Here is a 23,802-nt window from a genome sequence, read left to right on the forward strand (position 1 = left end):
TTATGGCCGGTATAAGCGCAGGCTCTTTTGGGCAGAATCGTCCCTTGAACATATAAAATGACAATAGTGAAAAAAACCTTGATGATGAAACATGAAAATAAAGAGAGAGAATACCTCTTTTAGGAGGATGATGTATGTCGGATTTTTTAGTGATTGTTGAATCGCCTGCAAAAGCGAAGACAATCGAACGATATCTAGGGAAAAAATATAAGGTGAAGGCTTCAATGGGGCATGTCCGCGATCTGCCGAGAAGTCAGATTGGCGTTGACACTGAAGGGAATTTCGAACCGAAGTACATTACGATAAGGGGTAAAGGCCCGGTTTTGAAAGAACTGAAAACAGCAGCGAAAAAAGCAAAAAAAGTTTATCTCGCAGCTGACCCCGACCGTGAAGGGGAAGCCATTGCGTGGCACCTCGCACACAGTCTGGACGTGGATGTTCTTTCAGACTGCAGGGTTGTCTTTAATGAAATTACAAAAGATGCCATCAAGGAGTCTTTTAAGCATCCCCGCCCGATTAACATGGATCTCGTAGATGCACAGCAGGCAAGAAGGATACTTGACCGCCTTGTCGGCTATAAAATCAGCCCTATTCTTTGGAAGAAAGTGAAAAAAGGACTGAGCGCAGGAAGAGTTCAATCTGTTGCAGTCCGCCTGATCATAGACCGCGAAAAAGAAATCAAAGCATTTATTCCGGAAGAGTACTGGACAATCGGCAGCCATTTCCTCAAAGGGAAAGACGAGTTCGAGGGAGCTTTTTACGGAATAAACGGGAAAAAGACAGAGCTGAATACAGAAGATGATGTAAAAGAAATTCAGAAAAAATTAAACGGCAATGAATTCTCTGTCACAAATGTGACGAAGAAGGAAAGAAAGCGCAATCCTGCGGTACCGTTTACAACTTCCACTCTTCAGCAGGAAGCAGCCCGCAAACTGAATTTCAGAGCTAAGAAGACGATGATGATCGCCCAGCAGCTTTATGAAGGAATGGACCTTGGAAAAGAAGGAACCGTCGGTCTGATTACATATATGCGTACAGATTCAACCCGCATATCTGAAACAGCCCAGCAGGAAGCCATGTCATACATCGAGCAAAAGTACGGTGCCGAGTACAACAATCCTGCAAAAAAAGCCGCTAAGAAAAAGGCAAACACGCAGGATGCGCATGAAGCGATCCGTCCTACTTCAACGCTTAAAGATCCCGCATCGCTTAAAGAATTTTTAAGCCGCGATCAGCTCCGGTTATACAAACTCATCTGGGAGCGCTTTGTTTCAAGCCAGATGGCACCGGCTGTACTTGATACGATGAGCGTGGATCTTACAAATAATGACGTCACGTTCAGAGCAAACGGAAGCAAAGTGAAGTTTCCGGGATTCATGAAGGTGTATGTGGAAGGAAATGATGACGGAGTCGAGGAAAAAGACCGCATGCTTCCTGATCTTCAAACAGGAGATACGGTTTATTCAAAAGACATTGAACCGGCCCAGCATTTCACTCAGCCTCCTCCAAGGTACACAGAAGCCCGACTTGTTAAAACGCTTGAAGAACTGGGAATAGGACGTCCGTCAACCTATGCGCCGACGCTTGATACGATTCAAAAGCGCGGATATGTAGCTCTGGATAATAAACGGTTTATTCCGACGGAGCTCGGTGAAATTGTCCTTGAACTGATCATGGAATTCTTCCCTGAAATCATTAATGTCGAGTTTACCGCCAAGATGGAGAACAGCCTGGATGAAATAGAAGACGGCCAGGTGCAATGGGTCAACATTATCGACGATTTTTATAAAGACTTTGCCAAACGGATCGAAGTGGCAGAAAATGAAATGGAAGAAATCGAGATTAAGGATGAGCCTGCAGGAATTGACTGTGAGGAATGCGGCAGTCCAATGGTCTTCAAAATGGGCAGGTACGGAAAGTTCATGGCATGTTCGAATTTCCCGGATTGCCGGAACACAAAGCCGATTGTAAAAGAGATTGGTGTTCCATGTCCGAAATGCGAGAAAGGAAACATTGTGGAAAGAAAGTCGAAGAAACGCCGCATTTTCTATGGCTGCGACCAGTTTCCTGAATGTGATTTCCTTTCGTGGGATAAACCGATTGCAAGATCGTGTCCAAAGTGTGATAATATGCTAGTTGAGAAAAAACTCAAAAAAGGCATACAGGTTCAATGTGTGCACTGTGATTATAAAGAAGAGCAGCAAAAGTAAAGGTGAGTGATCCTGCTCACCTTCTTTATTTGCTTAAAGCTGGAGGGTTCAAAATGAATGAAAAAACAGTAAACGTCATTGGAGCAGGCCTTGCCGGAAGTGAAGCGGCCTGGCAGCTGGCGAGCCGCGGAATTTCCGTCAATCTTTACGAAATGAGACCTGTGAAGCAGACGCCTGCCCATCATACAGATAAATTCGCCGAGCTTGTGTGCAGCAATTCACTGCGGGCAAACGGTCTGACAAATGCAGTTGGCGTACTGAAAGAAGAAATGAGAATGTTTGATTCTGTGATTATTAAATCTGCCGACGACTGCGCAGTGCCGGCAGGGGGCGCACTTGCTGTAGACAGACATGAATTTGCCGGACTCGTAACAGAGAGGGTAAAAGGACACCCGAACGTGACAGTCATTACAGATGAAGTGACGGAAATTCCTGCAGGCCCTACTATTATTGCAACAGGACCGCTGACATCAAAAGCACTTTCTGAACAGCTGAAGCAGCTGACAGGCGAAGAATATCTGTATTTCTACGATGCAGCAGCTCCAATCCTTGAAAAAGACAGCATCGATATGGACAAAGTCTACCTGAAATCACGGTATGACAAAGGAGAGGCAGCCTACCTTAACTGTCCGATGACAGAAGAGGAGTTTGACCATTTCTACGATGCTCTTGTCGAGGCGGAAACAGTTCCGCTGAAAGAATTCGAGAAAGAGATTTTCTTTGAAGGGTGCATGCCGATTGAGGTCATGGCAAAGCGCGGCAAAAAAACGATGCTTTTCGGACCAATGAAGCCGGTGGGCCTTGAAGATCCGAAAACAGGCAAACGTCCATATGCCGTTGTTCAGCTGAGACAGGATGATGCTGCGGGCACTCTTTACAATATTGTTGGTTTTCAGACACATTTAAAGTGGGGCCCTCAAAAAGAAGTGCTTAAATTGATCCCTGGTCTTGAAAATGCAGAGATTGTCAGATACGGCGTTATGCACCGCAACACATTCATCAACTCTCCAAAAATGCTGAAGCCGACGTATCAGTATAAAGAGCGCGAGGATCTGTTTTTTGCAGGGCAGATGACAGGTGTAGAGGGATATGTAGAATCCGCTGCATCAGGACTTTTAGCAGGCATCAATGCCGCTAAATACGTACTTGGAGAAGAACTGCTCGTGCTTCCTCATGAAACAGCAATGGGAAGCATGGCGCGCTATATTACAACGGCAAATCCGGATAATTTCCAGCCTATGAATGCAAACTTCGGCATATTTGCAGAGCTTCCGGAACGAATCCGCAACAAGAAAGAGCGCTACGAAAAGTATGCAAATAGAGCGCTTGAAACAATTCAAAAAATTTCGAAAAAATAAGAGAAATAATTTGCAAGGGCTGCTGAATGTGTGATACCATTTAGTAGCCCTTGTGAGGTGTTATGGATGGAAAATGTTAAGAATTCTTTAAAGTTGTTCGTAGAATATTTACAGATTGAGAAAAACTATTCACAATATACAATTGTGAATTATGTTTCCGATATAGAAGATTTTTTTGTCTTTATGCAGGAGCAGTCACTAACTGATCTCCGTCTTATTACATATTCCGATACACGATTGTACTTAACTCAGCTTCATCAAAAAAATTTTGCCAGAAAAACGATTTCACGTAAGATTTCATCTCTCAGAAGCTTTTACAGATTTTTGAACCGCGAAAAGCTCACTGATGAAAATCCTTTTTCAAGCGTTTCTCTGCCTAAAAAAGAGCACAGGCTGCCGCAATATCTCTTCGAGGAAGAGCTTCAGCTTCTCTTTGAACATTCAGACCTTTCAGCTCCTGCAGGCCAAAGAAACCAGGCGCTTCTCGAAATGCTCTACGGAACGGGTATAAGAGTAAGCGAGCTCTGCATGATAAAATTGTCTGACCTTGATCTCCATATCGGCACCGTGCTCGTAAATGGAAAAGGCGGCAAGCAGAGGTATGTTCCATTTGGAAGCTTTGCTCAGGATGCCGTAGAATTGTACATAAGTTCAGGCAGGAAAACACTGATGGAAAAAAGAAAACAGTCAGAGCACCATGAGCTTCTGTTTGTCAACCAGCGGGGAGGTCCGCTTACGGCGACCGGCGTGAGGCATATTTTGAAAGAGCTGATTCATAAAACCTCTCTGACGATGAAAATCACTCCTCATATGTTCAGGCACACGTTTGCCACTCATCTGCTAAATCAGGGAGCCGATATGCGGAGTGTTCAGGAGCTTTTGGGTCATGCGCATCTGTCCTCAACACAAGTTTATACGCATGTGTCGAAAGATCATCTGCGCAAGATCTACATGAATCATCATCCGCGCGCTTAAAGCTTGATGCCGGAAAGTGCAGTACATAAAATTGATGTTGGAGGTGGCAGGATGTCTCAATTTCACGCAACAACGATCTTTGCTGTTCAGCATAACGGCAAGTGTGCAATGGCAGGCGACGGCCAGGTGACGTTTGGAAATGCGGTCGTTATGAAGCATACAGCCAAAAAAGTAAGAAAGCTTTTCAACGGCAAGGTCATTGCCGGCTTTGCAGGATCTGTAGCAGATGCCTTTACCTTGTTTGAAATGTTTGAAGGCAAGCTTGAGGAATACAACGGAAATCTGCAGCGTGCAGCTGTTGAACTTGCGAAAGAATGGAGAAGCGATAAAGTCCTCAGAAAACTTGAAGCTATGCTGATTGTCATGAATGAGGAAGATTTGCTTCTCATTTCCGGAACAGGTGAGGTTATTGAGCCGGATGACGGCATTCTTGCCATCGGTTCCGGAGGGAATTATGCCCTCTCGGCAGGAAGAGCGCTCAAACGCTACTCCGGGGAAACACTCACAGCAAAAGAAATCGCCCAGGCTGCCCTGCAAATGGCAGGCGAAATCTGTGTTTATACAAACCTGAATATCATAGTCGAAGAACTATAAAGAGGGGAGTCCTGATCAATGAAAGAATTAACGCCAAGACAAACGGTTGAAAAACTGGATCAGTATATCGTTGGACAAAAGGACGCTAAAAAAGCTGTAGCAGTCGCACTGAGAAACCGCTACCGCAGAAGCAGACTGTCTGAAAATCTCCGCGATGAAGTTGTTCCGAAAAATATTCTGATGATTGGGCCGACGGGTGTCGGAAAAACCGAGATCGCAAGAAGAATTGCCAAACTTACTGGTGCTCCGTTCATTAAAGTGGAAGCGACGAAATTCACTGAAGTCGGATACGTAGGGCGTGATGTCGAATCAATGGTCCGTGACCTCGCCGAAACATCTGTGAGACTCGTAAAAGAAGAGAAAATGAATGAAGTTAAAGCACTTGCAGAAGAAAATGCCAACAAACGGCTTGTCGAGCTTCTTGTTCCGGGAAAAAAGAAGCAGACTTCATATAAGAACCCTCTTGAAATGCTTTTCGGCGGCGCTCAAGGACAGACCCAGGAGCAGGATGACTATTCATCTGAAGAGCAGTCAACAGAAGAGAAAAGACGTAAAATGGCTCACCAGCTTGCACTTGGGGAGCTTGAAGATCATCACGTGACGGTTGAAGTTGAAGAGCAGCATGCGTCCATGTTTGATATGCTTCAGGGTTCGGGTATGGAACAAATGGGTATGAACATGCAGGATGCATTAAGCAGCTTTATGCCTAAAAAGAAGAAAAAGCGCAGGCTGACTGTCCGGGAAGCAAGAAAAGTGCTGACGGCTGAAGAAGCACAGAAACTGATTGACATGGATGACGTTACGCAGGAAGCTGTGATGCGTGCCGAGCAGATGGGCATTATTTTCATTGATGAAATCGACAAAATTGCCAAAAAGAATCAGGGCGGAGGATCGGCAGATGTCTCACGTGAAGGTGTACAGCGCGACATCCTTCCAATCGTCGAAGGTTCTACTGTTGTGACGAAGTACGGCTCTGTGAAAACAGATCATGTCCTATTCATTGCAGCAGGTGCATTCCATATAGCAAAACCGTCTGACCTTATACCTGAGCTTCAGGGCAGATTTCCAATCCGCGTCGAGCTGACAAAGCTGACTGTTGAAGATTTCGTCCGTATTCTGACAGAACCGGATAACGCACTTCTTAAGCAATACACAGCATTATTGGAAACGGAAGGTATACAACTTGAATTTTCTGACGATGCTATTCGTAAGATTGCAGAAGTGGCATTTCAGGTTAACCAGGACACGGATAACATTGGTGCCAGAAGACTTCACACAATTCTTGAGAGGCTCCTTGAAGATCTTTCATTTGAAGCGCCTGATATTACAATGGACAAAATTACAATTACCCCTCAATACGTTGAGGATAAACTGAGCAAAATCGCTAAAAACAAAGATTTAAGTCAATTCATCTTATAATTACATATTTCCAGGAGGAACAAACAAATGGCTTTATTGCAAAAAACAAGAAAAATTAACGCGATGCTTCAAAAGGCAGCCGGAAAACCGGTTAACTTTAAAGAAATGTCGGAAACACTGAGCGACGTTATTGAAGCAAACATTTTCGTGGTCAGCCGCCGCGGTAAACTTTTAGGGTTTGCCATCAATCAGCAGATTGAAAATGAGCGTATGATTCAAATGCTTGAGGACCGTCAATTCCCTGAAGAATACACAAAAAATCTTTTCAACATCAGCGAAACATCATCAAACCTTGATGTTTTCAGTGAATACACTGCTTTCCCTGTTGAAAACCGTGAATTGTTCAAGAATGGCTTAACGACTATTGTTCCGATTATCGGCGGAGGAGAGCGTCTTGGCACGCTTATTCTTGCAAGACTTCAGGAACAGTTTGAAGATGATGACCTGATCCTTGCCGAATACGGCGCAACCGTTGTTGGTATGGAAATTCTTCGCGAGAAAGCGGAGGAAATTGAGGACGAAGCAAGAAGCAAAGCGGTTGTACAAATGGCGATCAGCTCATTGTCATACAGTGAGCTTGAAGCAATCGAACATATCTTTGAAGAACTGAACGGTAACGAAGGACTGCTGGTTGCAAGTAAAATTGCTGACAGAGTCGGAATCACAAGATCTGTTATTGTAAATGCACTGCGCAAACTTGAAAGTGCAGGGGTTATTGAATCCCGTTCCCTTGGAATGAAGGGAACTTACATTAAAGTTCTTAATGACAAGTTCCTGCTTGAACTTGAAAAACTGAAAACGAATTAACAAATTCTTTACAAAAAAGCACTTCTCAGCGAAGTGCTTTTTTGTTTTGGAAAAAAATATAAATTTACGTGTGAACATAATCCTAATACGAAGAGCCTTCTCTGTTAAATAGTGTTAATTAACTAGGTATAATTACCCTATTTTAAAATAGATACAAAATCCGACCTTTTTTTACATAACCTTCATAGACTTTAAGCCTATTATTTCTTACAATTGCAGTATGCATTTAACATAATTCGACAATATACCATTCGAAAGGTATGAGTCTTTTGTGAGGGGACAAAATGAATTTTTTTTCTGGAACGATTCATTCTCTGGAACAGGCAGTCAATCGGACAGCTCTCCAGCAAAAAATGATCAGTCACAATATAGCCAATACCGATACTCCTGGTTATAAAGCGAAGGGAATCAGCTTTAAGGAGGCATTAGATTCAGAACAGACAAAGTTTGAGGCGATCAGGACAGATGCACGCCACCTTTCTTTTGGCAGGGGTCATGAAGCCTATAATGTGATACAAAAAACCGGATCTGCCTATCAGGCGAACGGAAACAATGTCGACATAGATAAAGAAATGTCAGAACTTGCTGAAAATCAAATCTATTACAATGCGGTTATTGAACGTCTTGGAAGCAAGTTCAACTCTCTTAAAACCGTCATTAAAGGAGGCAACGGATAATGAGTATATTCAGTCAGCTCAATACAACAGCATCTGCCTTGACGGCTCAGAGACTCAGAATGGATGTGATTTCATCCAATATGGCTAATATAGATACTGCCAGGGCAGAGCTGGTGGATGGAAAATGGCAGCCGTACCGCAGAAAAACAGTTGCTATGCAGCAGGACGGAAGTTCTTTTCTCGCTCACCTTCATCAGGCGCAGGGGAAAACCCATTCACTGAACGGAGTTAAAGTTTCCGGAATCAGAGAAGATCAAAGTCCGTTTAAACTGGTTTTTGATCCGGAACATCCAGATGCAAACGATCAGGGCTATGTACAGATGCCAAATGTGGACCCGCTTAAGGAAATGGTCGACCTGATCAGCAGCACCCGGTCATATGAAGCAAACGTCACAGTCTTTAATGCATCTAAAGAGATGCTGATGAAAACACTCCAGCTAGGAAAGTAGGATAACGAATGATACAGGCCATTACGTCACTTCAGCCGCTTCAAACAGCTTCACCTGCAGCTCAGCTGCAGCAGTCGCAGGGAACCGGCTTTTCTGAAATGCTTAAGCAGTCAATCAATCAGGTGAATGAGATGCAGGTGAAATCAGACGGAATGACAGCAGCACTTGCAGAGGGCAAAAATGTGCAGCTGCAGGATGTCATGATAACAGCCGAAAAAGCAAGCGTCGCCATGCTGACAGCCATTGAAATCAGAAACAAAGCTGTTGAAGCCTATCAGGAAGCAATGAGAATGCAAATCTAATCATACATAACCAGCAATGTAGCCGGTCTGCTGCACGCAAGCTGTCTTTATCGGGGGATTTCAACGAATGAATCAAAAAGTAACAGAATTCAGAATGAAAACCAGACAATTTTGGAATGAAAGGTCAAAAGCGCAAAAAGGATTTATGATTGGCGGTGCGGCAGCTTTGCTGCTTTTTGCTGTGATTGCAGGCTATATGGCAGCAAATCCGCGGCTGGTGCCGCTTTACAGGGACTTATCACCCAATGAGACAGGCCAGATCAAAGAAACGCTTGACTCACAGGGCATACAATCAAAAATTACGGATAATGGCTCAACGATCATGGTGCCTGCCGAAATGACCGACACGCTGAAAGTGGAGCTCGCAGCAGAAGGCATACCAAACAGCGGGGTCATTGATTATTCCTTTTTCGGACAGAACATTGGATTTGGGATGACCGATAATGAATTTGATGTTTTAAAATTGAAGGCAACTCAGACAGAGCTTTCGAATCTGATGAAGGGGATTGAGGGGGTTGATGATGCAAAGGTCATGATCAACCTTCCGAAAGAATCAGTTTTTGTCAGTGAGGACAACGGTACAGCTACTGCATCTATTGTGCTTAACACTAAACCTGGTGTTCAGCTCGATCAGGCTAACGTGAATGCTTTGTACCATTTAGTATCAAAGAGTGTTCCGGGATTATCCACTGATAATATCGTCATCATGGACCAGAACTTTGAGTATTTTGATTTGAAAAGTGATGAAAATATGCCGCTTGCCGAAAACATCAGTTCTCAGCACGATCTGAAGTCGAAGATTGAAAAAGACATACAGCGGCAAGTTCAAAAAATGCTCGGAACGATGATGGGCCAGGATAAAGTTGTCGTTTCGGTCACTGCAGATCTTGATTTCACTCAGGAAAAACGGGAAGAAAATCTTGTCGAAGCTGCTGATGAAGAGAACAATGAAGGTTTGGCCGTGAGCGTTGAACGGATTACAGAAACCTACAGCGGAGAGGGTGCCGGTGCAGGCGGAGTAACCGGAACAGGAGAAGATGATGTTCCCGGATATGAAGCCGTTCAGGGCGAAGGTTCAGGAGATTATGAAAAAGTAGAAGAACGAATAAACAATGAAGTCAATCGTGTAAAAAGAGAAATTACAGAAAGTCCATACAGAGTCAGGGATCTGGGCATACAGGTCATGGTTGAACCGCCTGCTGCAGATGACCCAGCCTCTCTATCTGCACAAAGCATCGCAGATATTCAGCAGCTTCTCGGCTCCATCGTCCGGACTTCCATCGATAAGGATCCTCAGGCAGAGCCGTTAACTGCTGAACAAGTAGAGGAAAAGATTTCTGTATCTGTTCAGCCGTTTGCCGGAAAACAGGCAATGGATGCTGAAACGGTCCGTTCTATCCCGTTATGGCTATACATTGCAGGAGGCGCAATGCTCCTCGTCATTGCGATTCTTCTGATTTTGCTGTTTAGAAGAAATAAAAAAGAACAAGCTGAACCGGAAGAAGAGGAAATATTCTATCAGGAGAAGATTATCCTTCCAGATGTAAATGATGCACCCGAAAGCGAAGGGGATGTCCGCAGAAAGCAGCTCGAAAAAATGGCGCGGGATAAACCGGAGGACTTTGCCAAATTGCTCAGATCATGGCTGACGGAAGAATAGGAGGTTACTCATAAATGGTTAAACGAGCAAACAAACTGACAGGCAAGCAAAAAGCCGCCCTCCTTCTGATTTCTTTAGGTCCTGACGCAGCCGCATCGGTTTACAAGCATCTTTCTGAAGAAGAAATAGAAAAGCTTACATTAGAGATTTCGAGTGTAAGAAATGTAGATTCCCAGAATAAAGAAGGAATAATCGAAGAGTTTCATCAAATCGCGATGGCGCAGGAATTCATTTCCCAGGGCGGTATCTCATATGCGAAACAAATTCTTGAAAAAGCGCTTGGAGAAGAGCGGGCTTCTAGCATTATCCACCGGCTCACATCTTCCTTGCAGGTAAAGCCGTTTGATTTTGCGAGAAAAGCTGATCCGGCTCAAATCTTTAATTTTATTCAGGGAGAGCACCCGCAAACGATTGCGCTCATTCTCTCCTACCTTGATCCGGTTCAGTCAGGACAGATCCTGTCTGGTCTGCCGCATCAGCAGCAGGCAGATATTGCCATAAGGATTGCCAAAATGGACAGGACGTCACCGGAAATTATCAATGAAGTTGAACAGGTTCTTGAGAGAAAGCTGTCTTCCGCTGTCACACAGGATTATACGCAGACAGGCGGAGTGGAAGCGGTTGTAGAGGTGCTGAACGGTGTAGACCGCAGTACAGAAAAGACCATCCTTGATTCTCTTGAAATTCAGGATCCTGAGCTTGCAGAAGAAATCAAAAAACGGATGTTTGTTTTTGAGGATATTGTCACACTCGACAGCAGGGCCATTCAGCGCGTCATCAGAGATGTTGAAAACGAAGACCTGATGCTGTCACTTAAAGTGGCAAGCGAAGAAGTGAAGGAAATTGTGTTTCAGAACATGTCCAAGAGAATGGCAGACACATTTAAAGAAGAAATGGAGTTTATGGGTCCAGTCAGACTTCGGGATGTAGAAGAAGCACAATCACGAATTGTCTCTGTTATCCGCAGACTTGAGGATGCAGGAGAAATCGTCATTGCCCGCGGCGGGGGGGATGATATCATTGTCTAACTTGATTAAATCAGTCCGTGCAGCAGAACAGGGCAAGAAAGCAATTATCTTAAGAACGATTTTGTCCGCACCAGCTGAGACAATGAATCCCGAGATGGTCATGCATCAGGCAAAAGCAGACGCCGATCAGCTGCTGGAACATGCCAGAGTTCAGGCAGACAGAATCCTAATGCAGGCAAAAGACGAGCAGGAAAAATGGATCAGTGAAAAAAAACAGCAAGAACTAAAGGCGAGAGAAGAGGGGTTTCAAGCCGGTTTTGAGACAGGCAGACAGGAAGCCATGCAGCAATACAGTTCTTTTCTCTCAGAGGCGAAAACCATTGTGGAGCAGGCAAAAGAGGATTACATAGAAAAAGTGTCCCAATCAGAAGAAACCATTATTAATCTGGCTGTGAAGCTTTCTGAAAAAATCATGTTCATCAAGCTTGAAGAGCATCCTGCCTGCTTTGCCGATCTAGTTAAAAAAGCTTTGCATGAAGTCAGAGAACATCCGGAAATAAAAGTGTTCGTAAACCCGCTTTATTACAGCAGGCTCCTCAAGCAAAAAAGCGAGCTTGAAGATGTGCTGCTTTCTAAGGCTGATCTGTTCATTTATCCTGACGAAAGTCTTCAGGAAGGAAGCTGCATGATTGAATCTCCTTCCGGCACAATGGATGCCGGAGTGGATGCCCAGCTGAATCAGCTGAAAAAAAGCATGCTTCAGCTGATTGGGGAGGGTTGACGGTTATGAATGCAGCAGACTTGCTTCAAAAAATAGATTCATTGGATTCATTTAAAAGATATGGAAAAGTAAGCAAGGTAATCGGTCTGATGATTGAATCCAAAGGTCCGGAAAGCTCAATTGGCGACCTTTGCTACATTCATGCGGGTTCTTCTAAAGAATTGAAAATTGCTGCAGAAGTAGTGGGTTTCAGAGATGAATATGTCTTGTTGATGCCTTTTGAGCATGTGAACCAGATCTCACCGGGAAGCCTGGTTGAAGCAACTAATGAGCCTTTGAAGATTAAAGCGGGAATGGGGCTGATCGGCCAGACAATTGATGCATTCGGCCTTCCCTTTAATCAATCGCCGCTTCCAAAAGGCCTGACGCCAATATCAGCTGAACAAAATCCTCCAAACCCTATGAGCCGCCCGCCAATCAATGAAACGATGGAAGTTGGGGTCAGAGTCATTGACAGTCTTTTGACAGTTGGAAAAGGACAGCGTGTCGGCATTTTTGCAGGAAGCGGTGTAGGAAAAAGTACGCTTCTCGGTATGATTGCAAGAAACACAAAAGCAGACCTGAATGTCATTGCCCTCATTGGAGAGCGCGGACGGGAAGTTCGTGAATTCATTGAAAAAGATCTTGGTGAGGAAGGGCTGAAAAGGTCCATTATTGTGGCGGCTACATCTGATCAGCCTGCCCTGATGAGACTGAAGGCTTCTTACACAGCTACTGCAATCGCAGAATATTTCAGGGATAAAGGGTTAAATGTGATGCTGATGATGGATTCTGTCACCCGTGTTGCCATGGCGCAAAGGGAAATTGGTCTTGCAGCAGGAGAGCCTCCGACCACAAAAGGCTACACTCCGAGTGTGTTTGCCGTCCTTCCGAAGCTGCTTGAACGGACCGGAACAAATGAACATGGTTCCATTACTGCTTTTTATACAGTACTGGTTGATGGGGATGATCTGAATGAGCCGATTTCAGATACGGTGAGAGGAATTCTTGACGGCCACATCGTCCTCGACAGAAATCTTGCAAATAAAGGGCAATTTCCTGCAGTCAATGTGCTGAAAAGCATCAGCCGTGTGATGAGCCAGATTGTCCCTGCTGAACAAAAGAAAAGCGCATCAAAGCTAAGGGATCTGCTTGCTGTCTATTTAAACTCTGAGGACTTAATTAATATAGGCGCGTACAAGCGCGGAACCAGCAGAGAAATTGACGAAGCGATCAGGTATTATCCGAAGATCCTTTCTTTTCTAAAGCAGGATGTGCACGAAAAAATCTCATTTGAACAAAGTGCTGAGTACCTGCAATCACTGATTGAAATAGGAGATAACACGTGAAATATGCTTACAGGTTTCAAAAAATTCTTGAACTTAAAGAAATGGAAAAAGATCAGTCTCTTGAAGCTTATCAGTTATCGGTAGCAGACTTTGAGCAGGCTGCCGAAAAGCTGTACACATGCCTGAAGAAAAAAGAAATGCTTGAAGAAAAAACGCTCTTTCAGCTGAATTCGGGCATGCCGGTTCAGGAAATCCGGCACTTTCAGCAGTTTGTATCAAATCTTGAAAAAACAATTTCACACTATCAACATCTCACAGCATCAACAAGAGAGAGAATGAATGAAAAGCAGCAAGTTCTCACAGAAAAAAATATAGAAGTAAAAAAGTATGAAAAAATGAGAGAAAAACACCGCGAAGTCTATGTGCGCTGGGTGAAAGACACTGAAATCAAGAGTATGGACGATCTTTCTGTCCAGTCTTATGCCATGCGGGGGAATTAGGTGAAAAGCGAAAGTGAAAAACGATGAAAAAGAAACTGGAAAATTCCAATGGCTGCTCTTTGTTGTCATCATCCCTTTCTTTTTTACGGTAACCTTCATTGCGGTCATTTTAACTGTTGCAGGAATTGACGTAACCGGAAAACTTAAAGAAACTGCCGCGCTGCTGCCGGGGATTTCGGCAGAACAGAAAGCATCCGGTCACGCAAAGTCTTCTGCAGAAAAAGAACTCAAAGATGAAAATGAGCTTCAAAAGTCAGAAATAAAACGACAGCAGCAGGATATAGCTGCCCTTGAAAATGACAGGGACTTAAAAGAGAAAGAGATTCAGCGTCTGAGCCAGGAATTAAGATCTATGGAAGAACAGCTGAAAACGGCAGCAGCCGAAGGGGAAAACGGACGGGATGTCGCCAAACTTTACGATAAAATGACAAGCAAAAAAGCCGCAGCAATCATTCCGCTGCTTTCTAATGAAGAAGCATTAAAGATTCTGAAAGCTATTGGTGATGATCAAGTTATTTCTGTTCTGGAAAAAATGAGTCCGGAAGACGCCGCTAAATACACAAATATGCTTTCAGATTCCTAGTTTGCAAGAGACAAAGGGGGATGCAGGTTGAAAATTACGTTTCCGGCTGGCCCGGTTTCGCTCATGAACAATGACGGAAAGGCGGGTTCAGGGGTACAGGTTTCCTTTTTATCCTTACTTCTTGGCAGTGCCGGTGCGGCAGGCAGTACTGAGACAGAAGGGCAAAGTGACATTTTTGATGAGAAAACGGAAAACGCTGATCCTGAATTAGAAGCTGCATTCAAAGAGCTGATAAAGGAATTGGGAATAAATGAAGCCTTCATGCCTGAAGGATCTGAATACGGCCTGCCGCCGCTCCCGCTGGCTGCGGAACAGACGGTATCTAAACAGACTAAAACCGGGTTAGGCAGATTTTTGAAAACAGAAACTGCGTCTGAACAGGCTGTTTATCCTGAAATAACAAGGGTTAAAAACGGAGCAGGTGAAATCAGAGCACCTGAAAGCGAGGCAGGTTTTTCAGGAAGGGTTGCTCCAAACCTTCAAGCTAAAACCGGCGCTATATCAGAAAACATGACCAATGCGCATGCCTCTCCCGAAGAACAGCTGCAGCAGGCGAAAAAACCTGCAAATAAGGACTCCGGGATTACTGAAACGGTAGGGATGAGTCAGTATTCAAAAGATATTCCTGTTTTTCCAAAGGGGAGTTTTGAACCGTTTCGTGCAGAACCAAAAGCAAAAACAGAAGAAATGGTGCAGCAGATGGAAAAAACGGATGAAGTAAACATGCCGCAAAAGGCAGAAGAAAACAAAGCGGCAGAAGAAAAGGCATTTCTTTTCACTGGCAGAACGCTCAAAGAAATGAGCGACGAAGACATCGCTTCTGCTTTAGTGCAAGTTGATGAAATTCCTGCTGCTGTCACACTTATTGCTGAAACGAAAACGGCAGTGACTGAAAAAGAGAGTTTCACAGGCAGACCTGCCACTCCTCAAGCTTCAGAATATGACAGTCTAACTTTAGGACAGGAATCATCAACTGTCCAAAATCAGTCAGCTGAAAAGGAACAGCTTGCTGCACAAGTAATGGGTAAAAACAGTGAGCCTTTGGCTGACTTGCTGAAAGATTCACAGCATGCAGGGAGCATTACCCGTCATGACGGTATAGTGAACTCGTTTAGGGGACATGCACAGCAAACATTGTTTGCAGGAAGTCCATTATTCAGTACACCTTCTAATGATGAAACCATTGGGGGACATATTTTAACTGCCATTAAGCAAGCGGTAAGTAATGTTTTGGAATTGGGGCATTCAGATAGAACGAGTCAGATTAAAGAGGACATGGAACTTAACAACCAGCCGGAGAAAACCGTTGTAAGCATGAATGCGATTGATAAACTTGCGGCCATTTTAAAGCCGCTTCACCGTATTTTTTCTGCAGGCGGAGAACAGGGTCTTGCCCGTCTTATTGAAGAGATAAGCGCTGCAGTCAGTACAGACTTAAATAGAACGATTTCTTCACTGAAAAATCTGCAGTCACAACTAGAAGGGAATCAGATCCTTCAGATCCTTCAAAAAGGCAGTTATACAGAAAAGCCTGACATCGGCCGCCTTCCGCTGAAAAAAGAAATAGAACCAGGCGGGGGAAAACAGGAGGCTGTCCATCAGCTTCTGAGTAAAGGCTATTTCAGACCGACTGCAGCTGAATCCAGCAATGGAAACAGGCCGCAGGTTCCTGAATCCATAGGTAATTTTCAGGCAGACCTCAAACAATTGGAGGTAAATGTGACGGAGAATCACATGCGCAGTCCAGGCTTGCCGGAAATGAAGAATGAATGGCAGCAATTGTTCAACAAGGACGGGAACAGTACTGTGCATCAGCCTTCACCGGGACTTACAGAGGTAAAGCTAAATGCTTCCCCTGAATTAAAGGAGAATCAGGATGAGCCGGTTAAACGGGAATTTTCAGCCCAGATTACAGAGGTGTTTAAAAGAGCAAAACCTGCTTTTGCTTTAAACGGATTTTCCCAAATGACAATCCGACTTGCGCCTGAGCATCTTGGCCTCCTGACAGTAAAGCTTCAGAGGCTGAACGGGGAAACGACTGCAAAAATTATTACCTCAACCTCGTCTGCAAAAGAGCTTGTGGAACAAAGTATTCAGCATCTCAAAGCAGCCCTTCCGGCGTTTCAAATTGCTGTAGACAGATTTGACGTATACGGGGAACAGCCGGACTCTTTCCGCGAACGCCATCAGGACGAAAGGCAGCCGGAAAAAGAACAGAGTGAGGAAGACCGCGCTGAAGAGCCGGATTCATTCAAGGATCATCTGAACATGCTGACATAAAAGGAGATAAATAATGGCTCAAAATACGATTGACTCGGGACTTTTCCTTTCTTCAACTGCAGCTGTCAGAACTGGAGGGAAATCAAGTCTCGGAAAAGATGATTTCCTGAAAATACTTATTGCACAGCTGCAAAACCAGGATCCTCTTAATCCTATGGAAGATAAAGAATTCATTTCACAGATGGCAAGCTTTTCATCACTGGAGCAGATGACCAACTTGAATACACAAATGAGCAGCTTCATACAGGTTCAGGTGAATGACGGCATCTTGAAATACTCTGAGATGATAGGGAAGCAAATTGACTGGAAAACAGAAGACGGTGAAGCAAAAACTGGAATTGTAAAATCCATCAAACAATCCGGTCCGGATATCATACTCGAAATGCAAAACGGAGACGAAGTGCCAAGTGCTTTTGTCACAAAAGTAACGGAAGCATCCGCTTCCTAAAGCGTGCAAATAGGTCAAAATGATAAAAAAACAGGGAGAGATTTTATATGTTGCGTTCATTGTACTCAGGAGTAAGCGGAATGAAAAACTTTCAAACAAAGCTTGATGTCATCGGAAATAACATCGCAAACGTCAATACGTACGGATTCAAAAAAGGCCGTGTGACTTACAAAGATCTTATGAGCCAGCAAATGGCAGGCGCTAGTGCTGCTACTGCCAACACAAGCGGCATGAACGCCAAGCAGGTTGGTCTTGGATCGGCACTTAGTTCTATCGATACGATTCACACCGGGGGGGCTAACCAATCAACGGGACGGACTCTTGACCTTGCGCTTGCAGGAGACGGATTTTTTGCGGTTGGGACAATTAAAGGAAGTGTTGATTTTACTACAAATAAGATTAACGGACCTATAGAAGATGCTGTGGATTTAAGTTACACACGAGCAGGCAACTTCTATCTTGATGATCAGGGTTACCTTGTTACTGCAGACGGCTACTACTTAATTGGTGAAGCTGGTCAAAAAACAAATGCCGGCTTTGGAACGGGTACTAGTAATTCTGCAGGACTTTTACAAATTCCTCTGGATGCAAAGAGCTTTAATATTGGCCCTGATGGAACTGTTTCTTTTGTCGATTCAGGCGGTCAATTACGAGTCAGCGGCCAAATACGCGTAGCGAATTTTGCGAACGACGGAGGGCTTGAAAAAGTTGGAGGAAATCTTTATAAAGAGTCAAGCAACTCAGGAACTATCGATAAAAACAACAATAATACATGGGAACTAGCAGAACTTGATATCCCTGGCCAAAACGGTTCTGCAACAATCATGACCGGATTCCTCGAAATGTCCAACGTAGATCTCGCAGAGGAATTCACAGACATGATTGTTGCACAGCGCGGTTTCCAGTCCAACACAAAAGTGATCACCACTTCAGATGAAATCCTTCAGGAACTGATGAACTTAAAACGATAGGTTAGGGGGCAGGGGGCTGTACCCCGAATAAATTGATTTTACTGACAAGATTAAACGGCAAACCGTTTAGACTGAATGCCATTTATATGGAACAGATAGAGTCCTTTCCCGATACAACCATCACACTGACAAATGGAAAGAAATTTGTAGTGAAGGAATCTGAAGCAGAGGTTGCTGAGAGAATCAAGAAGTTTTACCAGGAGATTTATATCATGCATGCAGCTGCTTCTGCGGAGGTGAAGGAAGATGAATAAAAAACTAATGACGATCATGCTTGTCATTATTACGTCGATCACGCTTGTAGGGGTGACAGCACTTGTTATCGTAACAAATTTCATGGGTACTGCTGAAGCAAAAGAAAAAGGACCATCCATTGATGATGTTATTGCTCAATCCTATGATCTTCCCGAAATCACGACAAATCTCTCAAGCGATAATATTGTCCGGCTTTCCTTCAAGCTTGAAACGGACAGCAAAAAAGCGAAGGAAGAGCTTGAAAAAAGAGAATTTCAAGTAAGAGATATCATTATTTCTGAGCTTTCAAGCATAACGGCCGAAGAACTTGACGGAAAAGAAGGCATGAATGCATTTAAAAAGACCGTGCAAAAACAAGTGAATGAATTACTGCAAAAGGGCGAAATCAAGAAGGTATACACAACCTCCTATATTATCCAGTAATCTTGCAAAAATTCTGTGCGCAGGAGGTGTGAATGATGTCAAGCGAGATACTGTCCCAGAGTGAAATAGATGCCCTGCTGTCTGCAATCTCTTCAGGAGAGATGGATGCAGATGAACTGAAAAAGGAAGAAACGGAAAAGAAAGTAAAGGTTTACGATTTTAAGAGAGCGCTGCGCTTTTCAAAAGACCAAATCAGAAGCTTAACTAGAATTCATGAAAATTTTGCAAGGCTATTGACGACGTATTTTTCCGCTCAGCTCCGCACGTACGTTCAAATTACAGCCGGAGCTGTTGACCAGCTTCCATATGAGGAATTTATCCGTTCAATTCCAAAGATGACCGTATTAAACGTATTTGAAGCAAGACCGCTGAATGGCAGAGTCCTTATGGAAGTAAACCGTAACATCGCCTATGCCATGATGGACAGGCTGATGGGAGGTCATGGTACAGGAATTAGCCACTCGACTTCATTGACTGAGATTGAGACGAAAATTATGACAAACCTGTTTGAAAAATCTCTCGATAATTACAGAGAGGCCTGGGGATCTGTGTATGATATTGAACCTGCGGATATGAAGCTTGAGGTGAATCCGCAGTTTCTCCAACTGGTATCGCCAAATGAAACCGTCGTTGTCATTTCATTAAACACGCAGATCGGCGATACCAGCGGGATGATAAACATATGCATACCGCATGTCGTTCTTGAGCCGATCATGCCTAGGCTGAGCGTTCATTTTTGGATGCAGTCCGAGCGAAAAGAGCCAAAAGAAGCTGAAGTGAACGCTCTTGAAAAGAAAATTCATGGTGCAGAACTTGAGGTAACAGCGGAGCTTGGATATTCAGAAATTACCGTACAGGAGTTTTTGGATATTTCAGCAGGAGATGTCATCCAGCTTGAAACGTCAATAGATCAGCCTTTGATCATTAAAATTGGAGACCAGCCAAAATTCACCGGGCAGCCCGGAAAAATCAGGCGGAAATCGGCTGTGCAAGTGTTGGGACAATACCAAGGGGGGCAAAAAGAAAGTGAGTAACGGGATGTTATCTCAGGATGAAATCGATGCCCTGCTGAATGGCAGCGGGAGCAGCGACTATGATTCTGATAATTTAATAGAAGATTACCTTACATTAATGGAGCAAGACACAATCGGTGAAATCGGAAATATTTCATTTGGAAGTTCTGCAACAGCGCTGTCGACTCTTCTTCAGCAAAAAGTGGACATCACAACTCCGACAGTGTCAGTCATTCAAAGGCAAAAGCTTGCAGATGAATTTCCGCATCCATATGTCGCGATCGAAGTGAATTATACTGAAGGGTTTACAGGAAGCAACCTGCTTGTGATTAAACAGAGTGATGCAGCGATCATCGCGGACTTAATGATCGGCGGCAACGGTGAAATAACAGATACAGAGCTGAATGACATTATGATCAGCGCCGTGCAGGAAGCTATGAATCAAATGATGGGTTCTGCTGCTACATCTATGTCGACGATCTTCAATAAAAAAGTCGATATTTCTCCTCCATCTATAGAACTTCTTGATTTAAAAGGCGGAGAAGGGACAGAGGCGCTACCGCAGGATGATCCTTTTTTGAAGGTTGCATTCAGAATCAAAGTAGGAACTCTGATCGATTCAGAAATCATGCAGCTGCTTCCCCTCCATTTTGCAAAGGGTCTTGTTGATGAACTGATGAATCCGCCAGAACCGGCAGCTGCAATTGAGACAATGCCTAATAAAGCCTATCAGCAGCAGGCGCCGCCTCAAATACCGGTTCAGGAGGAAGAAGTCCACTACAAACCTAGTCCGGTTGAAGTGAAACCGGCAGAATTTTCTTCATTTGACCAGGTGACAGTACCTAAAAGCGACATGAAAAATCTTGATATGCTGCTTGATATTCCGCTTAAAGTAACGGTTGAACTTGGCAGAACGAAGCGTTCAGTGAAAGAGATTCTTGAACTGTCCGCGGGATCCATTATTGAACTTGATAAACTTGCAGGAGAGCCTGTTGATATACTGATCAACAATAAAATTGTTGCTCAGGGAGAAGTCGTAGTCATCGAGGAAAACTTCGGTGTGCGGGTGACAGATATCCTGAGCCAGTCCGAACGCTTAAACAGAATTAAGTAATTTTTAGGGAGAGACGAACATGGCACATAAAATTATGATTGTGGATGACGCAGCTTTTATGAGAATGATGATCAAAGATATTTTGACAAAGAACGGGTTTGATGTGGTTGCAGAGGCTGCTGACGGGGCGCAGGCAGTAGAAAAATACAAAGAACACCATCCTGATCTTGTCACAATGGATATCACGATGCCTGAGATGGACGGAATAACGGCTTTAAAGGAAATTAAAAAAATGAATCCTCATGCACGGGTTATCATGTGTTCTGCCATGGGTCAGCAGGCAATGGTCATTGATGCGATTCAGGCTGGCGCGAAGGATTTTATCGTGAAGCCGTTTCAGGCAGACCGGGTGCTTGAAGCAATCAATAAAACATTAAGCTAAAGGGAGAATATCAGCACGTGAATACAAAATGGCTATGGTTTTTGCTGTCCTTCTGTTTCTGTCTGCTTGTTAATGAGCCCGTTCAAGTTTTTGCCGGACAGGAATCAGGCACCGTTTCTGACTGGGTGAAAAACGACCGGCCTTCAAGTCCTGAAGACCAGAAGGAAGTCGCGGCTGCTCCCGGGGTATCAGCATGGGATTTTATTAAAATGATTCTTGCTACTGGTTTTGTCCTTTTCTTAATTTATATGCTTATAAAGGTTACAGCGGGAAGAAACAGGCTGAACGCTTCATCCAAATACATAGAGAATCTCGGCGGAACAAATGTTGGGCAGAACAGAAGTGTACAGCTGGTGAAAGTCGGCGGCAGTATTCTTGTCGTCGGGGTGTCAGAGAGTGTTCAGCTGCTGAAGGAAATAGATGACGAAGAAGAATGCAAAGAAATTGTCAGGCTCCATGAAGAAAAGTTTATGCAGCACAAGGTTCAGCCGGATTGGGTTAAAAATCTGTCCGGACTAACCGGGGCATCCGGTTCCCGGGAAGAAAAACCTTTGGCTTCATTTAAAGACCAGCTTCTTCGCTTGAGAAATGACCGGCATTCCGCATTTGAAGAAATAAAGAGAAAGGACAGCAAAGAATGAACGAATTTATAGAAATATTCAGCTCAAGCGATGCTGCGAATGTAAGCACATCTGTCAAGCTGCTGCTTTTGCTGACTGTCCTTTCTCTCGCTCCAAGCATTCTGATTTTAATGACATGTTTCACGAGAATCATCATCGTGCTTTCATTTGTCAGGACGTCTCTTGCCACTCAGCAGATGCCGCCTAATCAGATCCTGATCGGAATTGCTTTGTTTTTAACTTTTTTTATCATGGCCCCGGTTTTTTCTGATATCAATCAGCAGGCGCTGACACCTTTATTCAATGAAGAAATCGGTCTTGAGGAGGCATATGATAAGGCATCGCTTCCGCTCAAGGAATTTATGAGCAAACATACAAGGCAGAAAGACCTTGCGCTGTTTCTTCAATATGCCAATCTTGAAAAGCCCAAGTCAGTTGAAGATATCCCTTTGACTGCACTTGTTCCTGCGTTTGCAATAAGTGAGATCAAGACAGCCTTTCAAATTGGATTTATGATTTTCATTCCTTTTTTGGTCATTGATATGGTTGTAGCGAGTATTTTGATGTCTATGGGGATGATGATGCTCCCTCCCGTGATGATTTCTCTGCCATTTAAAATCCTTCTGTTCGTTCTTGTGGATGGGTGGTACCTGGTTGTGAAATCATTGCTTCAAAGCTTTTGAACAGGAGATAAAAGATGAGTTCTGAATTTGTAATTTCTATAGCAGAAAAAGCGATTTATACTACGCTGATTATTTGCGGGCCGCTGCTTGCCATTGCACTGATCATTGGACTTGCAGTAAGTATCTTTCAGGCCACAACTCAAATACAGGAACAAACGCTTGCGTTTGTTCCGAAAATTGTCGGGGTTCTTGTCGGGCTGATTTTTTTCGGTCCATGGATGCTGTCTACGATTATTTCGTACGCACAGGACATCTTGGGCAACCTTGACCGGTTTGTAGGATAAGAGAATGAATGCAATTGAGTATTTTCCGGCATTTTTGCTTATTTTTGCAAGAATGAGCGCTTTTTTTGTCACAATGCCGCTGTTTTCATACAGAACGATTCCGCAGCAGCACAAAATTGGTTTTTCATTCTTTTTATCAGTCATTGTTTTTTCATCTGTTCAGCCAGAACCTGTAGAAATAGGCGGAGAATTTGTTCTGCTGGTGCTGAAAGAAGTGCTTATTGGCCTCATGATCGGGTTTTCTGCTTACTTGATGCTCGCGGCTGTCCAAATCGCCGGAAGTTTAATTGATTTTCAGACGGGCTTTGCTATTGCAAACATTATCGATCCCCAGACAGGCTCTCAAAGTCCGCTGATCGGGCAGTTTCTGAATGTCTTGGCGCTTTTGTTCATGCTGAGCATAAATGCGCATCATCTGCTTTTGGACGGTGTGTTTTACAGCTATCAATTTATTCCTCTTAGAGGAGAATTGTTTCCTCTTGGTGATGGAAGTGCAGCACTATTAATCACGAAAGCATTCAGCGCAATGTTTCTGATCGCGTTCCAAATGTCCTTTCCGGTCGCTGCTTCTCTCTTTTTGGTGGACCTTGCCCTTGGAATTACTGCCCGGACTGTTCCGCAGCTGAATATTTTCGTCGTAGGTCTGCCTCTTAAGATCGGAGTCAGCTTTGTGATGCTTATTCTTGTTATGGGCTCTATTTTTATGCTCATTCAGCATGTGATGGAAATGATGATTGAAACGATGAGAAATTTGATGCAACTTTTTGCCGGAGGCTGA

Annotated in this window: 27 protein-coding genes; all 27 read left to right on the top strand. The window is 43.9% G+C overall.

Annotation, left to right across the window (positions count from 1 at the left end; translation table 11 throughout):
- The first annotated feature begins 134 nt into the window (after window positions 1-134).
- The 27 genes from topA to fliR all read left to right on the top strand — a co-directional run bounded on the left by topA (window position 135) and on the right by fliR (window position 23,802).
- Entirely contained in the window at window positions 135-2,210 is a 2,076-nt protein-coding gene (gene topA / locus ACK1LH_RS09375) for a type I DNA topoisomerase (protein ID WP_411334983.1), read from the top strand.
- A 53-nt stretch (window positions 2,211-2,263) separates the two neighbouring features.
- Entirely contained in the window at window positions 2,264-3,568 is a 1,305-nt protein-coding gene (gene trmFO, locus ACK1LH_RS09380; protein ID WP_411334984.1) for an FADH(2)-oxidizing methylenetetrahydrofolate--tRNA-(uracil(54)-C(5))-methyltransferase TrmFO, read from the top strand.
- Window positions 3,569-3,634: 66 nt separating this feature from the next.
- The gene (xerC, locus tag ACK1LH_RS09385; RefSeq protein ID WP_411334985.1) at window positions 3,635-4,543 is read left to right on the top strand and encodes a tyrosine recombinase XerC; all 909 of its coding nucleotides are present in this window, start codon (window positions 3,635-3,637) and stop codon (window positions 4,541-4,543) included.
- Between the two features lie 51 nt (window positions 4,544-4,594).
- Window positions 4,595-5,137 carry an ATP-dependent protease subunit HslV gene (hslV, locus tag ACK1LH_RS09390; protein WP_029281348.1) on the top strand — a complete coding sequence of 181 codons (543 nt, stop codon included), beginning with the start codon at window positions 4,595-4,597 and terminating at the stop codon, window positions 5,135-5,137.
- A gap of 18 nt (window positions 5,138-5,155) precedes the next feature.
- Window positions 5,156-6,556 carry an HslU--HslV peptidase ATPase subunit gene (gene hslU / locus ACK1LH_RS09395; RefSeq protein ID WP_029281346.1) on the top strand — a complete coding sequence of 467 codons (1,401 nt, stop codon included), beginning with the start codon at window positions 5,156-5,158 and terminating at the stop codon, window positions 6,554-6,556.
- A 27-nt stretch (window positions 6,557-6,583) separates the two neighbouring features.
- Window positions 6,584-7,363, top strand: coding sequence for a GTP-sensing pleiotropic transcriptional regulator CodY (gene codY / locus ACK1LH_RS09400; RefSeq protein ID WP_029281344.1), 780 nt, complete (start codon window positions 6,584-6,586; stop codon window positions 7,361-7,363).
- Window positions 7,364-7,647: 284 nt separating this feature from the next.
- The gene (flgB, locus tag ACK1LH_RS09405) at window positions 7,648-8,040 is read left to right on the top strand and encodes a flagellar basal body rod protein FlgB (RefSeq protein WP_029565598.1); all 393 of its coding nucleotides are present in this window, start codon (window positions 7,648-7,650) and stop codon (window positions 8,038-8,040) included.
- Complete coding sequence (flgC, locus tag ACK1LH_RS09410; RefSeq protein WP_029281341.1) at window positions 8,040-8,489, top strand: flagellar basal body rod protein FlgC; 450 nt, start codon at window positions 8,040-8,042, stop codon at window positions 8,487-8,489. The genes flgB and flgC overlap by 1 nt, the downstream gene beginning before the upstream one ends.
- 8 nt (window positions 8,490-8,497) lie before the next feature.
- A complete protein-coding gene (fliE, locus tag ACK1LH_RS09415; protein ID WP_029281339.1) occupies window positions 8,498-8,791 on the top strand; it encodes a flagellar hook-basal body complex protein FliE in 294 nt (97 codons plus the stop codon).
- A gap of 67 nt (window positions 8,792-8,858) precedes the next feature.
- Window positions 8,859-10,451, top strand: a complete 1,593-nt coding sequence (gene fliF, locus ACK1LH_RS09420; protein WP_029565599.1) for a flagellar basal-body MS-ring/collar protein FliF — start codon at window positions 8,859-8,861, stop codon at window positions 10,449-10,451.
- Between the two features lie 14 nt (window positions 10,452-10,465).
- Window positions 10,466-11,479: a flagellar motor switch protein FliG gene (gene fliG, locus ACK1LH_RS09425; RefSeq protein ID WP_029281335.1), complete on the top strand. Its 1,014-nt coding sequence runs from the start codon at window positions 10,466-10,468 to the stop codon at window positions 11,477-11,479.
- On the top strand, window positions 11,472-12,200 hold the full coding sequence (fliH, locus tag ACK1LH_RS09430; protein ID WP_029565601.1) for a flagellar assembly protein FliH: 729 nt from the start codon (window positions 11,472-11,474) through the stop codon (window positions 12,198-12,200). The genes fliG and fliH overlap by 8 nt, the downstream gene beginning before the upstream one ends.
- Before the next feature lie 5 nt (window positions 12,201-12,205).
- Window positions 12,206-13,528: a flagellar protein export ATPase FliI gene (fliI, locus tag ACK1LH_RS09435; RefSeq protein WP_029565602.1), complete on the top strand. Its 1,323-nt coding sequence runs from the start codon at window positions 12,206-12,208 to the stop codon at window positions 13,526-13,528.
- Window positions 13,525-13,968 (top strand): flagellar export protein FliJ, encoded by a 444-nt coding sequence (fliJ, locus tag ACK1LH_RS09440; protein ID WP_029565603.1) that lies wholly within the window; start codon window positions 13,525-13,527, stop codon window positions 13,966-13,968. The genes fliI and fliJ overlap by 4 nt, the downstream gene beginning before the upstream one ends.
- Before the next feature lie 13 nt (window positions 13,969-13,981).
- On the top strand, window positions 13,982-14,551 hold the full coding sequence (locus ACK1LH_RS09445; protein ID WP_029565604.1) for a MotE family protein: 570 nt from the start codon (window positions 13,982-13,984) through the stop codon (window positions 14,549-14,551).
- 27 nt (window positions 14,552-14,578) lie between these two features.
- On the top strand, window positions 14,579-16,831 hold the full coding sequence (locus ACK1LH_RS09450) for a flagellar hook-length control protein FliK (protein ID WP_411334986.1): 2,253 nt from the start codon (window positions 14,579-14,581) through the stop codon (window positions 16,829-16,831).
- Between the two features lie 13 nt (window positions 16,832-16,844).
- Entirely contained in the window at window positions 16,845-17,279 is a 435-nt protein-coding gene (gene flgD, locus ACK1LH_RS09455; RefSeq protein ID WP_029565606.1) for a flagellar hook assembly protein FlgD, read from the top strand.
- A gap of 47 nt (window positions 17,280-17,326) precedes the next feature.
- Window positions 17,327-18,250, top strand: coding sequence for a flagellar basal body rod protein FlgG (flgG, locus tag ACK1LH_RS09460; RefSeq protein WP_029565607.1), 924 nt, complete (start codon window positions 17,327-17,329; stop codon window positions 18,248-18,250).
- A gap of 32 nt (window positions 18,251-18,282) precedes the next feature.
- Window positions 18,283-18,504: a flagellar FlbD family protein gene (locus ACK1LH_RS09465; protein WP_411334987.1), complete on the top strand. Its 222-nt coding sequence runs from the start codon at window positions 18,283-18,285 to the stop codon at window positions 18,502-18,504.
- Complete coding sequence (gene fliL, locus ACK1LH_RS09470) at window positions 18,497-18,928, top strand: flagellar basal body-associated protein FliL (RefSeq protein WP_029281318.1); 432 nt, start codon at window positions 18,497-18,499, stop codon at window positions 18,926-18,928. Before ACK1LH_RS09465 ends, fliL begins: the two co-directional genes overlap by 8 nt.
- Window positions 18,929-18,963: 35 nt before the next feature.
- Window positions 18,964-19,962: a flagellar motor switch protein FliM gene (gene fliM, locus ACK1LH_RS09475; RefSeq protein WP_029281316.1), complete on the top strand. Its 999-nt coding sequence runs from the start codon at window positions 18,964-18,966 to the stop codon at window positions 19,960-19,962.
- Between the two features lie 4 nt (window positions 19,963-19,966).
- Window positions 19,967-21,055 carry a flagellar motor switch phosphatase FliY gene (fliY, locus tag ACK1LH_RS09480; RefSeq protein WP_035206634.1) on the top strand — a complete coding sequence of 363 codons (1,089 nt, stop codon included), beginning with the start codon at window positions 19,967-19,969 and terminating at the stop codon, window positions 21,053-21,055.
- Window positions 21,056-21,074: 19 nt separating this feature from the next.
- Window positions 21,075-21,437, top strand: coding sequence for a response regulator (locus ACK1LH_RS09485; RefSeq protein WP_029281312.1), 363 nt, complete (start codon window positions 21,075-21,077; stop codon window positions 21,435-21,437).
- A 17-nt stretch (window positions 21,438-21,454) separates the two neighbouring features.
- Entirely contained in the window at window positions 21,455-22,078 is a 624-nt protein-coding gene (locus ACK1LH_RS09490) for a flagellar biosynthetic protein FliO (RefSeq protein ID WP_035319106.1), read from the top strand.
- Window positions 22,075-22,740, top strand: coding sequence for a flagellar type III secretion system pore protein FliP (fliP, locus tag ACK1LH_RS09495; protein WP_029281308.1), 666 nt, complete (start codon window positions 22,075-22,077; stop codon window positions 22,738-22,740). Before ACK1LH_RS09490 ends, fliP begins: the two co-directional genes overlap by 4 nt.
- A 14-nt stretch (window positions 22,741-22,754) precedes the next feature.
- On the top strand, window positions 22,755-23,024 hold the full coding sequence (gene fliQ / locus ACK1LH_RS09500) for a flagellar biosynthesis protein FliQ (RefSeq protein WP_029281306.1): 270 nt from the start codon (window positions 22,755-22,757) through the stop codon (window positions 23,022-23,024).
- 4 nt (window positions 23,025-23,028) lie between these two features.
- Window positions 23,029-23,802 (top strand): flagellar biosynthetic protein FliR, encoded by a 774-nt coding sequence (gene fliR, locus ACK1LH_RS09505; RefSeq protein WP_411334988.1) that lies wholly within the window; start codon window positions 23,029-23,031, stop codon window positions 23,800-23,802.

The organism is Metabacillus indicus (genome assembly GCF_046603695.1).
GTDB classification, from domain to species: Bacteria; Bacillota; Bacilli; order Bacillales; family Bacillaceae; genus Bacillus_P; species Bacillus_P indicus.